Source organism: Bacillus capparidis (genome assembly GCF_017832095.1).
GTDB classification, from domain to species: domain Bacteria; phylum Bacillota; class Bacilli; order Bacillales; family Bacillaceae; genus Bacillus; species Bacillus gobiensis.
Genome location: NZ_JAFDST010000001.1, coordinates 1,102,068 through 1,115,794 on the forward strand (window position 1 = coordinate 1,102,068; position 13,727 = coordinate 1,115,794).

Consider the following 13,727-nt stretch of genomic DNA (forward strand, 5'->3'; position numbering starts at 1 on the left):
CTCCGTCGTCTGTTATATGTTAAAACAAGAAATTAATGATCGCCCCAATTACGACAATGGCGCCAATAATCATAAGAATCGTCCGAATCATTCAATCGTCCTCCTTCAAAGGTTTACTCTTAACTTTCCCAAAAATGAAAAGTTCATAAACAAACCGATGTTTTATGAAAGTGCACATTAAATGATTTAAACCGATAAAATGCTGCTATCTAACAATTTATAAAGGATGAGTAAGCTTATAGTTGTTGAATTGTGTTACAAAAAAATTTCCAATTGAATGAACGACTAATGTGATAGGTGAAACAAACAAAATCTATAAATTGTTTCATTATAATAAAGTCGTTTAATTTAAGGTCCATGTGTGGAACAAAAGGGATTTCTTATTTGTATATCGAAGTTAATCATAGAATATAATCATCTTCAGCGATTGGGAAAAAGATTTTCTTATTTCTAAAGGAATGAGGTGAAGGGTGAAGCAATGATAATTAAAAAAATTTCATGCAAAGTTAAAGAAGATCAGATAGAGAACTTCACTAAGTATCAGAGTCAATGGCAATCTATTAATGACATTGAGGGATTCTTAGGACAAATTGGTGGTTGGGATAATAAAGAACCGTTAACAGCTTGTATCTTCTCTTTTTGGGAAAGTCTAACCGCTTATCAATTTTTTATGGATGAGATGCACGATCAAATTTTCTTAAATTCTGGACAAGAACATACCTATACTTCTATCAATGTTTCCCAGATTTGATAAAAACTGCAACACCTAAACAAGATGTTATTCAGCTTACCTGACAACAATTTAGCCCATAAAATTAACATACAGGATTTTTGAACTCACTGATGAATAATTGAAACGAATATACTATACTCATTTTAAGTTTTGCCGTTAACGGGCTCGATTGTGGATTAACATCTGGTTTTTAAATGTAGTGTAATGTTTTCAACCAAAAAAAGGCTGATTCCGATCAAAAAGTAGGAGTTTTTGGCATTTAAATGAACTTAGAGAAATTACTAAACTATTGTTGCTTATTCAAGAAAAGCATCCGTTTGTTGAGTAGAACTATTTTACTTCTAGAACGAAAGCATAGAAAGCATCACCGTTAGACACATTCGATTCTTTTTCATCCATCCACCCTACTCGATATGAATAATAATAGACACCTTTTTGCATAGGAGCCGTTATCTGATTATCTTTCACCACTACATCGGATTCTTTGTTGTCATTTATCTTTACCACATTCATTTCATTTGGTTTAGGTTCATAATTCATCATGAAAGATATTGTTTCACCAGGTTTTACCCCGATAGGCTTTTTCCCCTCCAACAGTTTAATAGGTCCGGCAGTATCAACGCAGGTACTTTTCCCAAATCCTCCCCAACAATAAGAGCCAAGTATCGTTTCATACGTTTCATTTTCAATCTCGATCAAGACTTTTGGAGGTTTTTCTCCAGACATCTCATTGTTAGAACACCCTATTAGATTACATCCAGTAAGAATGACAAAGGCAACCAACCATCTATTCATTTAGACACCCCGTTACAACTGTATTAAGTCATTTCTACAAACACCACGCTACCTCCTCGTTCAACTAAACTCCCTATCCCGTTAGTTCAATAACGCATGCCCTTACTTTTCTTCCAATTCAAAAATTTTATCCCACTCTATTCTACAAGCTGCAGCAAGTATTTTAGGATCGTATTTCTGGCCATTTTAAAAAACTGTCTTATTCATTATTATTTATCTTTCAACAATAATTTAAAGACTTAATTCAGTAGCATGTAGCTCATTAAAATAGCACATTCATTTCTTTAAGAACTACAGAAACGACTTTATTGTTGTTTATTTTCAGGAAAATAAGTATAGGATAAAGAAAATTAAAAACATCTATTTTTTGAACCGTTCCATTTCCGAGAGGTGTTATGTGTTTAGGGAATTAAGATTAAACTTCTTTATTGTATGTGAACTTAAATACCCTAAAAATCCGTGCAATATTATCGATACGGACCAATCTTTGATTTCCTCCTATTCAGTTGGATTGATCAGTCGTTTTTAGAAACTTAATTACATAGACGAATAAACATAAACTAGAGGAGTGCCTGAATGATCCGAGTCACAAGGCTAATTGCAGGATTAAAATTTAACCCATAGATAATATGAGCTGCCGTATATAACCCAAGGACAAGAATAGAAATTTGAAGAAATTTTTTCACGCTTGTAACATCCTTTTAGCTTATTTATTCGATATCTTTTCCTATATTTTTTTGAAGAAAAGAAATTGTGTCTGATGCGATCTTTTTTCTTTTAAGGACGATTCCGGCATGTCCGCAATTATAAATATATCTGGCAGGTCTGTCCCAGGACTCCCATAAATGATTAGCATCCTCAAGATGAACATATTGATCATGTTTTGCAGATATCAATAATATCTTTTCCTTCCTGATTTTCGGTATCGCTTGGCTAGGTTCAGTGATCCTCCAATATCTGATTAAATCATTATAATTTATACCATGGTGTTCTAAATCTTCACGTATATATTTTCCGGGAATCGTATTCCATATCGAATAAGAAAGACGGTTCGCGTAGAATATGGAAACTAAAGCATCGATCTCAGTCTCCAAAGTAGCTGTTAGGTTCGTAATAAAACCTCCTAAGCTAACTCCAATCAAAATGACTGGTCCCTTTTTATTCGCTTTAATCCATTGTATGAGCGCTCGCAAATCAACAACGGACTGCTTAATAGATTGAACTGTCCGATAAATATCAGCGCTTATCATATATTCTCCGCTATAAAGCGATTGACCTGGTTTTCTTTGAAAATGGTAAGGGAGTGTGAAGTAATACATATTCCATCTCATATCCCTCATTTCACTATGAAATATTTTCTTTATTCGATCCAGGGAGTCCATCCGCCAACCGTGTACAAAAATAATGTTAGGTGCAAATTCATTATTAGTTATGTATAATTCGTCTTCAATATGATCGTTAGCAGAATCACCAGATGGAACTAAAGATTCGAATGTGAATTTCCCGATTGCATAATCATTTTCTACCTCATCCATATTTAAAGAAATCTCGGTTGTGTATGCGTTGTAGAAAGATTCTCTATCCATTGTTTCAGGTATCCAGTTGGAGAGAGGGGAATACTGAAACTTTTCACTTCGAGTCTTATGTAAATGATGTAAGGCGCAGCGATCTATTATCTTTGAAAAAATCAATTTCGTGTCCCTCATTCAGATGATTTCTTTATTCAAATAAGCTTTTGAACTCGCAAGTTATTTTTTCAAACGATCAGGTCCCTAAAGCTTCCCGAGCGACCTGATCATTCCTAATTATATGAATTTTTTTTAAATAGAAATTTGCCAGTGAACGATTCTTTCACTGAAGCTACGTCATCCGGCGTATCGCTAGCAACTAGCCTTCCACCAGACGTTCCGCCGCCGGGACCCATGTCTATTACCCAATCAGCGGCAGCGATTAAGTCCGTATTATATTCGATCATGATTAACGTATTGCCTGCATCAACAAGTTTATTCAACAGCAGATGCAAATTTTGAACATCAAGTGGATGCAAACCGGCAGATGGCTCATCGAGCAGGTACAAGGTATGACCGCCGGTGGATGCACTCAGCTCTTTCGCAAGCTTTAAACGCTGTCCTTCCCCGCCGGAAAGGGTCGTCACCGACTGACCCCAATGTAAATAACCGAGTCCAACTTCACATAATAACTTTAGAAGTTTTGTTATTTTCTTTTGTTCAGTAAACATGAAAAGACTCTCTTCAATGCTTAGCTCAAGTATATCTGAAATTGTATGATCTTGATAGGTAACTTCTAAGTCTTCTTGATTAAATCTTTTGGCATGGCAATCCGGGCAGACGACGTTCAAATGAGAGAGAAAGTGCATATCCACTGCTACTTGTCCCAAACCTTCGCACCTCTTGCATCTACCTCCAGCAGTATTAAAGGAAAAGTGATTCGCCTTTAACCCTTTCTCCTTTGCTTCAGGCAATGCCGCAAATGTCTTACGTAAAAGAGTGTACAAGTTAACTTAAGTGGAGACGTTTGATCGCTGCATCGTGAAAGGGGCGATTGATTGACGGTTATCATTTTTTGAATAGCTTCAAGACCTGTGATTGAATTGATTTTGTTATATAAGCTCCTTTTTCCAGGAAAAAGACCTACTGCTTTAAGGTTTTTTTATAATGTTTTGCCTAAAGATATATGCTTTTGATATAGTAAACGAATCGATACTTAGGAGGGGGGCATGAAATGAGATACTTCAAGCCTATCGAAATTGCGAGAGAACTCCACATTAGTACGAGCGCATTACGACATTATGAATCATGGGGAGTCGTTCCTGCCCCTGCACGTGCAGCCAATGGCTACCGCCTTTATACAAAGGTACATTTGGCATATTTTCGCTGCCTGCGCACCATGTTTCAAGGGTTTGGTGTTGCGGTTACCTGCGAGGTTCTGCGAAACATTCAAAACGCTGATATAGACGCTGCATTCTGGCTTATAAACAAGGAGCAGACCAGCCTTCAGAATGAAAAAGCCGCAGCAGATAAGACGCTTGAGCTACTGAAAAACCTCAAGCTTCCGCCCTTAGCAAATAAAAAGCTTAAAAAACTCATGACGATTGGCGAAGCTGCCGCATTCACAGGTGTCACAACATCGGCTATTCGCCATTGGGAGAAAGAAGGATTGCTCATACCGGAGCGAGATCCGGAGAATGGCTATCGTCTGTTTACACCGTTGCATACTCGGAAAATTCTTCTCATTCGCACGTTGCGAAACTCCGTTTATTTTTTAAAGAATATGAAGGAAATTGTACAGGCTGTGGAACATCAAAGCATCAAGGAAGTAAAAAAAGTCACGGAAAATGCGCTCCAAATCATCCATGAGCGCAATCGTCACCAGTTTCGCGGAATACACCAGTTAATCGAGCTTTGTGAGGTACTTGAGCTTATGTAACACGTATTTTTCCATATCAAGATTTAAGAAAAATGCAAAAGTCTAATTCTATAAGCTTTTATTATTAGTTTTTAAGGATTTTCTTTTTTTATTATCAAAACCGTATTTGAAAAAAAATATCCCTGCTGATAAACAAGCTGCAAAAACGATAAAATTATACCCGTAGAAGCCATACTCCCAATTAAGAATATCCTCCCCGGCGCTGAGTGCTGACAGCAATAAAAGCATCCCTGTTAAAAAATATAAAATGGTTTTTCTAACACGACCTTACTGTATTTCATTTTCTAATTGGTGCAATAGTCATAAACTTCTATTTACCTTCGGTATGAGACACAGAGAAGTAAAAATTTATTTTTTCACATCACAAAAAAGCACCCAATGTGTAGTAAACCATGGATGCTTACTATAATCTGTGAAAGCTCTTTTCACTACTTCACCATATACAAATAAATTTTTCAATACAGCGAACCTTCATCAAACACTTTTTCCAGCGATAACTTATTATCTGCAGCAAATTCGATTGGTACAGCAGATAATATGTAACCTTCGTTTATTTCTATTAACTTTTTCTGTCTTCAAAACCAACGGTTCGTCAAACATTGTCATAATGATTTTGATCTCGATTATCAAAAAAAGAAACTGCCCTGGCAATATCAGTTATTAGCAAATGCCTTTAAATCCCCACCATCGTCAAATAAACCACCGGAAAACAGAGTTTTTGATATCCATAGTGAATAGACCGTAATCAATGACAACCATTTGATTTTCTTCAGTGAATGCGGCATTAGCTAACCTCAAATCTATTGGAATAATACCGAATTTAAGGAATTTTAATTTCAACTCAATTAGTTTCGTATAATCCGAGATTACATGCTGCATTTTAGTGTCCATCTTCTTCATAATGATCCAGCTAGGCCCAAACTCCATCACCGGACAAATATGCTTTTGTACTTCCTCATTGCAGTTATTATAAATGTAATATTCATTTGTATTGCATATTATCCCTAGATCAGACAGTGCAATTTTTAATATATAGCCATTATTAAGATCATAGACGATTCGATTATTACCATGGCCAATCATATTATACTTTAAATTTAGAATTTCTTTTGCAGCAAGCATTTTCTGTTTTGCCGTTTTAAAAAATCGGTATTTTCCCATCTGAGATATCCATGATTCAATGGCTTCTATCTCATCATGGGACAACATTGAATTTTTATTTGACAGTATTTCATTTTGATCGTTAGTTGGGGACATTCTCAAAACGTCTCCTTTTTTATAATTTGTAATTTCTATTAGTTAGAAAAACAAATGCCTAGAAGATTTAATTCGCCAAAAATTTTTCTACCCGATTATATTAGAAAGTTGAGAAATGATTATAGTGTGCCGTATCGCTTCTGTAATTTGGGGTTGAAGCCTGATTCATTTTTTTCCACGATTACCACCCAATTCTACACGCTAGTTTGGGGGGGAATCGATGGGTGTGGCTTTAATTCAGAATGAAGTGGAGTTAGGGTTTGACTGTGAAAAGCACAAGCCTCTCTTCCCAACGAAATGGTTGCCAAAATATTTAGCCAGAAGGAAAGTAAGCTTATACTAGAAGGTTTTCAAAAAATTATTTTTCAAAAAGTTAAATTCTCAATTTCTGGGTACTAATAAAGCAAAAAGAACGATGGAGAAAGCGCTTACAATAGTTTTAAGACCTACAATGTTTTCATTCCTTCACCCATTTATGCTTCTGGCTCCCAGGCTCTACTCCTAGTAACATGATATGATTTTTATATAAAATGGCTTGTATTTTGTGGATTTTTTTTACTTTTTTGATGGTTTTCACTTTCGAGGAATATTCTCAAATAGTAAAGGCAGCAGGCACCAAAGGATAGGCTAATGCTGCATGTAGGCAATTCGCGGTTTCGAAAAGCTGGTTAGCTATGTGTGGTGTTGGAGCTTTATGCAGTTGCTCCAAATGACTCTAAGTATTGTATGTACTTTCTAAAATCAAAGCACCCAAAGTCTAATAAAACCAAGGGTGCTTACAATAATCGGAGAAGGCTTTATTCACTACTCCACTCTATACAAATAAATTTTCCAATACGATGAATCTTCATCAAACACTTTTTCCAGCGATAACAGATTTTCAGCAGCATTTTCGATCGGTACAGCAGACAAAATGTACTTGCCGCCCATACCTTTCAACTTATCTGTATTCAAGTCAAGTTTTTCGATTCTTTTGTCGGAGTGCTTTGAAAACATGTAATGCTTGCCGAGCTCATCCACAAAGATGTAACACCGGCCACCCCAATAGTCATAGTATTCGGCAAGTGAACGGTTTTTTTCAAGCTCTGGTGCGATGATTTCGCGAAATTCTTGTTTATAGGAGAGTGGGTACATATTGCTATATGAGTCAAGCGTGTAAAATCCGTTATATTGCGAAATGACCGGATGAATTCCGATGCTGACGACACGGTAATCTCCAACAGGCTGCCCAATATAGTCTTTGATTTCCTCAAACTGCTTTTCAGCAAAAAATTGTCGATAGGAAGGTTCATTTTTATATGTGATCTGTTCATTAAATGGCAGTAGCACACAAACCTGTGCAATAACACATATTACAGCTAGTTTTTTCCCAAAATTGCCCCAATTCCAAACCATCCGTAGTGAAAGAGCAAACAGCGTATAAAGGATAAGCGGCCTTAAGTAGTGAAAACGGGCGAAGTTAAAGGACCTTAAAATGCTCACCTGTTCTTTCAGTGGCTGCCAGCCTTCAAAGAACCAAAAGGCATACCAGGTTGATAAAGCAATGTTCAAAATGTGTAAGCCGATAAACAATTTATGCTTTTTCCAATTCCGTTTATATATAACCATACCCAGGCATATCAGACTTAATGGAAGAACAATCACTCCCCATACCGTCAAATCCTGATTATGCTCTATCACATAATTTTTACCTACCAGTCTCAATGTCTCGAAAAAATTCAACTTTGATTGATAAAACACCTCACGATTTGTTGTCTCATGCGGCAAGAACATAGAAGCAACCAACCGGTAGTCAAGCAGTAAATATAGGATACCCATATAGCCAATCGCAACAATCAAGCGAACATTCCATTTCTTGGATCGCAGGAGGTCAATGAGCCAAAAAACCCCCATAAAAGTGAGAAAAAACAAAAATCCTAGCACAAAGCTTGAGAAAAACGGCAGGACGGTTAACACCACATAATTTTTCCATAGTTTTTCTCCTCGCCTGATATTTAGAAATGCCCAGAGTGCGAGCGGCATACCCAAAATGCTTAGCATTCCGGATGGCCAGTATGGCGTAAGCGCAAATGTCACAGCAGCGCCAACTCGAATGATCCCTTGGTTCTCTCCCTTTATTACGTACTTTCTCAACAATAAATACATGCCTAAAAAAGCACCGAGGCGCGTAATAAGCTGGCTTGCACCGTAAGCGACCATTGGCGGGAGAAGGCTAAATAGCATAACCATCCCATTAAACTGAGAATAAAATGAATCTCTTGACAGCTCTCCATTAAAAATTTGTGGAAATGGAGCATTCAACGGACCAAACAACAGTCCGCTGTCTTTTAGAGATTTATACCAGCCCAGATTCGAATCTAAATTATCGTGTACCCTCATATGTGCGTCTTGGCCTAGAATAAAATACGGGGCAACCCAGGCTAAAACTAATAATATTGCAATCGTCACTAACATATTTTCGTTGTTTTTAACGGATGCCAATTTTTCATTTAAGTACTGTATCATATCAAAGCTCCCTATGTACCTTTTCTTTTTTTACGTGAAAGCTGCAATGGAACTCCTGCGAATACAGCAATTTCTTCACTTTATATTCGCAGGGGTTTTTGATTTTTCCAAATTGTTTATATTTTCTTCAACGATATAACGCGGGCGGCGCTTTACTTCTTCGTATATTTTTCCAACATATTCACCGATTAATCCCACGCTCATTAACAACAAACCACCAATCAACCATATTGAAATCATTAAAGATGCCCACCCTGATTGTGTTTTGCCCATCATTATCGAAATAAAAACGTAGATTCCTGCAGCTAAACTGCTTAAAGAAGCAAGAAATCCCAAAATTGTTATCAATCGAATCGGTTTGACACTAAAGGAAGTGATTCCATCGAGCGCAAAAGCAAGCATTTTGGCAATCGGATATTTTGTTTCTCCAGCTGCTCTTTCCTTCCGATCATAATACACAGTGGTCGACTTAAATCCGACCAATGGAACGATCCCCCGCAAAAATAGATTCGTTTCTTTAAAACGCAGCATTTCTTCTAACGATTTCTTGTTCATGAGGCGATAGTCCGCGTGGTTGTAAACCAACGACAAACCAAATTTTTTCATTAGCTTATAAAACCCTAATGCAGTTACCCTTTTGAAAAACGTATCCGTATCTCGTTTTTTGCGAACACCATATACAACGTCATATCCTTCTGCGTACTTGTTCACAAATTCCTTTATCACATGTACGTCATCCTGAAGGTCCGCGTCAATCGACACGATACAGTCTGAATCGTTTACGGCCTTCTCCAATCCTGCCAGCAGAGCTTTTTGATGGCCAAAATTACGCGAGAGCTTCAACCCGCTTACAGACGAATCGAGTACGCATGCCTCTGATATTTTCTCCCACGTTCGATCCGCACTGCCATCATCAACGAATAACAATTGACTATGACGATCGATGTCTCCATTCTCAATGATCTCTTCTAATACCATCTTTAATTGGGTATAAGATTTTGTAAAAACTTCTTCTTCGTTATAACAGGGGACGACTATTGTTAATATTGGCAGACTCATTTTACACGTCCTTTCTCTAATTATTATGTAATTTCAAAATTGAGCGAAACTCCAACTCTATTACACTATTTTAATCCACTCTGCAGTTTGATTCCACTCGTCCTGTTTATATGGCTGGCACTTCAAAGTACACAGCTCGTCCTAATGAGGCTGCGACTTTTCTGTATCTGTGGTTTGTATTTCATTACGAATAACTATAAACCAAGACATTCCAATTTATTATAAACGATTGACAAATGATATAAAGTTAGTAGAAGAAAAAAATTCAAGAAAATGGGGTATGATCACTTCAATAATGTTTCTGCTGTTCATACGACTTGTTGTTTCTTTTCGTAATTAAACATCAAAAAAAAGAAAGCATATGCTGCTTCCTCCTTCGAATGGTCTTATGATACTGATTGATGTAAAGCTTTTTTCTTTGACAGCTTGAGCAATTCACTCGGATTGTAGCCGACAACTAACTTTTGTCCTTCGATGAGTAATGGCCTTCTAAGTAATTTTGGTTCTTTATGCAAAATATCCAATAGTTCATTCACAGTAAGTTCGTCAAAATCCAAATCTAATTTCTTAAAGATTTGACTTCTTGTCGCCAGAATTTCATCAATTCCTTCTGTGGTGAGAGAGAGAATATGCTTTAATTCTTCTATCGTTGGCGTTTCTTTAAATAGGTGTCTTTCTGTAAAATCAATCTGGTTTGCTTTTAGCCAATGCTTTGTTTTTCGACATGAAGTACAACTTGGATATGAGTAAAAAGTAAGTTCTTCCATCTTCTTTCCTCCTCTATTAATCCTTATCCTTTGTATCTTTAGTACCCTATCTTATTTTTATGTAAACACAAATTTTTCTTTAGAATTGAAAAACATCGGGACTTTCTGTTTGCCAGCGATGGAAAAACGACAAAATGTAAGTGTTTACATAAAGGCTCTGTATCTTTATAATAAGATGCAAAGGGGAGCGTTTGGAGGGGAAATCGGATGAATCGAATGTACAGGGTGCTGGGCTTCTGGACAGGGATTTTTGCGGTCATGTTTTATTTGGGCGAAATGAAAGATGCTTCATTACTTTTTTTCGGCCAAACGGTATTTTTTGTTTTTCTTTCCTATTTGAATTTAACCGAGCGGATGTACATTTATATTTTTGGAGCATATTTAACTATTTTTATGGCAGGGTTTACATACTACTCTATTTTTATTATGGTTCCAGGTCAGGGCCATTAATGTCCATGAAAAAACCACTTCATCAAGAAGTGGTTTTTTTCTATAGCGAAAATCCATTTAAAAACGGGTTTTCATCCATCTCAGTTTGGATATCAGTTTCCGGGCCGTGCCCGCTAAGTACGATCGTCGGTTCAGGCAGTGTTAATAATTGTTCATGAATGCTTTTCAACAAAGTATCATAGCTTCCGCCTGTTAAGTCTGTCCGGCCAATGCCCTGTTTAAATAATGCGTCTCCGGATAAAACGATACCTTCGTCTTGAAAATAATAGGATACGCTTCCTGGCGAATGGCCGGGCGTATGGAAAATGTCAAATTGAAAGCTGCCGATTTTCACTTTTTGATCCTTTTCGATCAGAACGTCAGCTTGTTTCGCTGTAATACCTTGGCCAAGCAGTCTTGCAGAACCATTTAATGATGGATTCTGCAGCCAATCTTTTTCTTCCTCATGAAGATACACAGGCAGATTCCACTCTTCTCTTACCAAGTCTAATGCTCCAATATGATCGAAATGGGCATGAGTTAAAAGAATAGCAAGCGGCTTTACGTTTTTCTCTTTTATTAGCGAGATTAGCTTTTCAGCTTCTGCTCCGGGATCCACGATCAAAGCCGAACCACTATCGTCTTCCAAAATATAGGCGTTTGTCTGAATCGGTCCCAAAGGAATTCTAGTCCATTTCATATGTTACCCTCCTACTTCTGCTTCGTCTATATTATGACCCGTATTCCAGTATGATTCAACAGCTGCATCTCATACAAAAAGACTCGACATCTCATATGTAAGCGGTTAAAATTATAAGTAAGAGTTCCTATTGAACTGACAAAGGGGGATGACAAGCGTGCTGCTTATCATCATTTTTGGGCTAATCACCTTGCTTGCTGCATATGCTGTCTTTCGTACAGTAAAAGAAAAAAACATTTTGGGATTTTTATTTGCGGGAGCCGCTTTCACGGTATTTGGCTTATTCACTTTCATGACACTGTTACATAGCGGATACCCTACAGCACATTAAAAACTGCATCCGATATTCATCGGATACAGTTTTTTTATTACAAATGTCTTTTCACACTTTCAAGCTTGCCGTTCATCGTGTTTGCTTTATCACGGCGATCATCAATTCGAATGTTTGTTGCGACCCTTTTAACGCCTTCTTTAAAAGGCACCTCATGTACGGCTTGGATCGCCGTAAATAAATCAGGGATCGTTCCTTCGATCAGTGTGCTCATCGGGGTTAATTGATACGTGATTTTCCCCTCTTCTGTTAATGCTTCAAGTACCTTCTGAATATCTGCTACATAGTGGCTGACGCTAGGTGACTCTGTACCGATTGGAATGATTGTAATATCTGCAATTGCCATCTTATTCATCTCCCTCCTTCATTATTTTAACGATTTTTTTGTCGAGTATGGAAATCACTTGCTCAAACGAGTATCCATAAAGGGCATACATGCCATCAGGAGAAAGATTAATCGGCTCCATAGGAATATCTGATAAGACAATTTGATCCTCTCCACTCTCAACATTAATTTTTTTCAATTGTTTTTGATTAAATAAATAAAAACTCTTTGTCTTGCTGTCATAATCATATTCTCCCGGATCCCAAGATGAATAATTGGGAGCAAGCGGTTGTGAATACTGCGAGAGCGGGAAACCGCTATCAGCCTCCGAAAACATAAATTCTCCTTTATTACCTGCCGATGGCTTTTTCACAGCCAGCCGCACGTCAGAAAATACTGCAAATGCAACGATATCGTCATAGATTTTTTCTTTTTTGCCACTAGACAAATGATACCTATAGAGAGGTGCGGATGTTTCAGGGGCTTTGTTGTTCCATTTAAGGTATTCCAGAGTATCTTCAGATGACCAATTAGCGAACGGGATTTGTAAGGATTGTCGTTCTATTTTGTTTTGGCCGGCATGAATTAAAAACGTAGTATAGGTCCAATCCTGCTTAAAAGCAGTCAAAAATATCAAATCTGGCTGAAAAGGATTCCAAGCCGACTGAAATTCATAACCATCAAACTGATGTTTAAATAGCAGATCTCCTTCATTTGTTACTAGATTTAACTCCATCGATGCATTTTCCGCTGCAGATTGAATGAGCAATCGTTTTTTTGCTTGATTGATCTGCACATCCGAGATCTGTCCGCTCGTCTTAAAAATTGTCGTCTCTTTGCCTGTAAATAAATTGTGTGATTTCAGCATGTTGTGTGCAGAAAATACGATGGTTTCTTCATCCAGCCAACCAAACACTTTTTCAGCCGATTGATCAGCAATCGACCTTATATTTTTCTCTTGTATTGGCCCGTTATTCGGTTTCTGATTCTTTTCTTGATGCTCTGTTTTTCCTAGATCCGTCTCACCGCCGCCGGACGGCAAAACTTGTCGGGGAGCTGCGTTACAAGCAGCTAATAACACAGTTGCAGCAAGGGCCAATAGGAGTAATCTCATCCTCCTAGCATTCCTCCTATTTTCTAAATTTACCGAGAACACGTCTGAAATGAATCATTAAAATGTATCTGCCTCGGACATAAAAAGGTATTGATATTTTTTTGCAAATCTAAAAACTGATCGTATTAAGGTAGGAATTAAGCCTGCCCATACATGGTATTCAATCTTTTCATTCCTGCGCTAACCGAACTGAGAAATACCAATGCAAGCGGTCAATGTCTAAAGTTTTGCAATAGCTTCAAGATGCAGGAATCAGCAGGCTATA

At 37.4% G+C, this 13,727-nt stretch carries 15 protein-coding genes; 5 read left to right on the forward strand and 10 right to left on the reverse strand.

The features are described 5' to 3' along the window. Positions 1-478: 478 nt before the first annotated feature. Positions 479-751: a YdbC family protein gene (locus JOC74_RS05585; protein ID WP_053603370.1), complete on the forward strand. Its 273-nt coding sequence runs from the start codon at positions 479-481 to the stop codon at positions 749-751. Positions 752-1,063: 312 nt separating this feature from the next. Here the strand turns inward: JOC74_RS05585 and JOC74_RS05590 are convergent, their stop codons facing one another. The 3 genes from JOC74_RS05590 to JOC74_RS05600 all read right to left on the reverse strand — a co-directional run bounded on the left by JOC74_RS05590 (position 1,064) and on the right by JOC74_RS05600 (position 3,926). Next, on the reverse strand, positions 1,064-1,528 hold the full coding sequence (locus JOC74_RS05590; RefSeq protein WP_053603371.1) for a hypothetical protein: 465 nt from the start codon (positions 1,526-1,528) through the stop codon (positions 1,064-1,066). A gap of 710 nt (positions 1,529-2,238) precedes the next feature. Further along, positions 2,239-3,234 carry an alpha/beta hydrolase gene (locus JOC74_RS05595; RefSeq protein ID WP_211086071.1) on the reverse strand — a complete coding sequence of 332 codons (996 nt, stop codon included), beginning with the start codon at positions 3,232-3,234 and terminating at the stop codon, positions 2,239-2,241. A 95-nt stretch (positions 3,235-3,329) separates the two neighbouring features. Then, the gene (locus JOC74_RS05600; protein WP_053603373.1) at positions 3,330-3,926 is read right to left on the reverse strand and encodes an ATP-binding cassette domain-containing protein; all 597 of its coding nucleotides are present in this window, start codon (positions 3,924-3,926) and stop codon (positions 3,330-3,332) included. Between the two features lie 344 nt (positions 3,927-4,270). Here JOC74_RS05600 and JOC74_RS05605 point away from each other — a divergent pair, with 344 nt between their 5' ends. Then, a complete protein-coding gene (locus tag JOC74_RS05605; RefSeq protein ID WP_053603374.1) occupies positions 4,271-4,975 on the forward strand; it encodes a TioE family transcriptional regulator in 705 nt (234 codons plus the stop codon). A 690-nt stretch (positions 4,976-5,665) separates the two neighbouring features. Here JOC74_RS05605 and JOC74_RS05610 read toward each other — a convergent pair. Next, positions 5,666-6,232 (reverse strand): hypothetical protein, encoded by a 567-nt coding sequence (locus JOC74_RS05610; RefSeq protein ID WP_053603375.1) that lies wholly within the window; start codon positions 6,230-6,232, stop codon positions 5,666-5,668. A 220-nt stretch (positions 6,233-6,452) separates the two neighbouring features. Here JOC74_RS05610 and JOC74_RS23845 point away from each other — a divergent pair, with 220 nt between their 5' ends. After that, positions 6,453-6,575: a hypothetical protein gene (locus tag JOC74_RS23845; RefSeq protein ID WP_264080170.1), complete on the forward strand. Its 123-nt coding sequence runs from the start codon at positions 6,453-6,455 to the stop codon at positions 6,573-6,575. A gap of 461 nt (positions 6,576-7,036) precedes the next feature. Here the strand turns inward: JOC74_RS23845 and JOC74_RS05615 are convergent, their stop codons facing one another. The 3 genes from JOC74_RS05615 to mgsR form a co-directional block, all read right to left on the reverse strand. Further along, a complete protein-coding gene (locus JOC74_RS05615) occupies positions 7,037-8,737 on the reverse strand; it encodes a DUF6044 family protein (RefSeq protein WP_264080171.1) in 1,701 nt (566 codons plus the stop codon). Positions 8,738-8,812: 75 nt separating this feature from the next. Next, positions 8,813-9,796: a glycosyltransferase family 2 protein gene (locus tag JOC74_RS05620; RefSeq protein ID WP_053603376.1), complete on the reverse strand. Its 984-nt coding sequence runs from the start codon at positions 9,794-9,796 to the stop codon at positions 8,813-8,815. Positions 9,797-10,182: 386 nt separating this feature from the next. Then, entirely contained in the window at positions 10,183-10,563 is a 381-nt protein-coding gene (gene mgsR, locus JOC74_RS05625) for a transcriptional regulator MgsR (protein WP_053603377.1), read from the reverse strand. A 207-nt stretch (positions 10,564-10,770) separates the two neighbouring features. Here mgsR and JOC74_RS05630 point away from each other — a divergent pair, with 207 nt between their 5' ends. Then, positions 10,771-11,013 carry a DUF2626 domain-containing protein gene (locus JOC74_RS05630; protein ID WP_211086072.1) on the forward strand — a complete coding sequence of 81 codons (243 nt, stop codon included), beginning with the start codon at positions 10,771-10,773 and terminating at the stop codon, positions 11,011-11,013. 40 nt (positions 11,014-11,053) lie between these two features. Here JOC74_RS05630 and JOC74_RS05635 read toward each other — a convergent pair whose 3' ends face one another. Beyond that, a complete protein-coding gene (locus tag JOC74_RS05635) occupies positions 11,054-11,692 on the reverse strand; it encodes an MBL fold metallo-hydrolase (RefSeq protein ID WP_053603379.1) in 639 nt (212 codons plus the stop codon). A gap of 157 nt (positions 11,693-11,849) precedes the next feature. Here JOC74_RS05635 and JOC74_RS05640 point away from each other — a divergent pair, with 157 nt between their 5' ends. Further along, positions 11,850-12,023, forward strand: coding sequence for a DUF2759 domain-containing protein (locus JOC74_RS05640; RefSeq protein ID WP_082363869.1), 174 nt, complete (start codon positions 11,850-11,852; stop codon positions 12,021-12,023). 37 nt (positions 12,024-12,060) lie between these two features. Here JOC74_RS05640 and JOC74_RS05645 read toward each other — a convergent pair whose 3' ends face one another. Further along, entirely contained in the window at positions 12,061-12,369 is a 309-nt protein-coding gene (locus JOC74_RS05645) for an MTH1187 family thiamine-binding protein (protein ID WP_053603380.1), read from the reverse strand. A 1-nt stretch (position 12,370) separates the two neighbouring features. Next, complete coding sequence (locus tag JOC74_RS05650) at positions 12,371-13,462, reverse strand: YqgU-like beta propeller domain-containing protein (RefSeq protein ID WP_053603381.1); 1,092 nt, start codon at positions 13,460-13,462, stop codon at positions 12,371-12,373. Between the last annotated feature and the right edge of the window lie 265 nt (positions 13,463-13,727).

Coding starts and splice junctions, on each gene's coding strand:
- JOC74_RS05615 (WP_264080171.1), bottom strand. CDS start 8,737: ATGATACAGTACTTAAATGAAAAATTGGCATCCGTTAAAAACAACGAA.
- JOC74_RS05590 (WP_053603371.1), bottom strand. CDS start 1,528: ATGAATAGATGGTTGGTTGCCTTTGTCATTCTTACTGGATGTAATCTA.
- mgsR (WP_053603377.1), bottom strand. CDS start 10,563: ATGGAAGAACTTACTTTTTACTCATATCCAAGTTGTACTTCATGTCGA.
- JOC74_RS05595 (WP_211086071.1), bottom strand. CDS start 3,234: ATGAGGGACACGAAATTGATTTTTTCAAAGATAATAGATCGCTGCGCC.
- JOC74_RS05620 (WP_053603376.1), bottom strand. CDS start 9,796: ATGAGTCTGCCAATATTAACAATAGTCGTCCCCTGTTATAACGAAGAA.
- JOC74_RS05645 (WP_053603380.1), bottom strand. CDS start 12,369: ATGGCAATTGCAGATATTACAATCATTCCAATCGGTACAGAGTCACCT.
- JOC74_RS05630 (WP_211086072.1), top strand. CDS start 10,771: ATGAATCGAATGTACAGGGTGCTGGGCTTCTGGACAGGGATTTTTGCG.
- JOC74_RS23845 (WP_264080170.1), top strand. CDS start 6,453: ATGGGTGTGGCTTTAATTCAGAATGAAGTGGAGTTAGGGTTTGACTGT.
- JOC74_RS05585 (WP_053603370.1), top strand. CDS start 479: ATGATAATTAAAAAAATTTCATGCAAAGTTAAAGAAGATCAGATAGAG.
- JOC74_RS05605 (WP_053603374.1), top strand. CDS start 4,271: ATGAGATACTTCAAGCCTATCGAAATTGCGAGAGAACTCCACATTAGT.
- JOC74_RS05610 (WP_053603375.1), bottom strand. CDS start 6,232: ATGTCCCCAACTAACGATCAAAATGAAATACTGTCAAATAAAAATTCA.
- JOC74_RS05635 (WP_053603379.1), bottom strand. CDS start 11,692: ATGAAATGGACTAGAATTCCTTTGGGACCGATTCAGACAAACGCCTAT.
- JOC74_RS05650 (WP_053603381.1), bottom strand. CDS start 13,462: ATGAGATTACTCCTATTGGCCCTTGCTGCAACTGTGTTATTAGCTGCT.